Genomic DNA, 587 nt, shown 5'->3' on the forward strand with positions numbered 1-587 from the left:
CAAAGCAAAAGTTTTGACTGCCAGCCGGAAACCCATTCCGTCAATCACGAAAGACGTGGGCTATTCGTTGCGCTCACGATAGATGAGGACAAAATCGACGATACAGTTCTGGTCCTGTTGTGGCTGACGCTGCATAACGAGCGTAGTGCCTGGAAGGGATTTGACTGGACAACGACGAGCCGATTATATGCGAAGGGCCTGATCTGTGATCCGGTGAACAAATCGAAGTCATTGGTCTTGACGGACGAAGGTCTTCGACGTTCGGAGAAACTTTTTCGTCAGTTGTTTACGCGGTGACGCTCTTTGCCGTCGCCCATAGACAGGGTCAGGTTTTTCGGCGTGTTTTTCTTGCCCATTTTGCTGCGAGGTCATCGACGGCTTTATTGAGCTGTGAGAAGTCAGCGATGGCGGGATCAAAATCGCTGGGGCCCCACCATCCGAGGGTTTCTGCATGCCGCTCATGCGCCGGGTCTAAAAGCGCCTCGCAGAACTCCTGATATCCCCATGGGCCACCAACGTCTTCGGGTGGGCAATGCCCGGTGGCTTCGAGGAGCATCGGTTTTTCTTCCCCAATGGCAGGGAAGACG

The 587-nt window shown here is 53.8% G+C and carries 2 protein-coding genes; one reads left to right on the forward strand and one right to left on the reverse strand.

Annotation, left to right across the window (positions count from 1 at the left end; all coding sequences use genetic code 11):
* Positions 1 to 78 precede the first annotated feature (78 nt).
* On the forward strand, positions 79 to 297 hold the full coding sequence (locus FG152_RS27160) for a DUF6429 family protein (protein WP_498989472.1): 219 nt from the start codon (positions 79 to 81) through the stop codon (positions 295 to 297).
* A gap of 28 nt (positions 298 to 325) precedes the next feature.
* On the opposite strand, the gene FG152_RS27165 is transcribed toward FG152_RS27160, so the two are convergent.
* The coding region (locus FG152_RS27165) for an IS1096 element passenger TnpR family protein (protein ID WP_498989469.1) at positions 326 to 587 on the reverse strand (262 nt) is incomplete at its 5' end.

The organism is Ochrobactrum sp. XJ1, from assembly GCF_024701725.1.
GTDB classification, from domain to species: Bacteria; Pseudomonadota; Alphaproteobacteria; order Rhizobiales; family Rhizobiaceae; genus Brucella; species Brucella anthropi.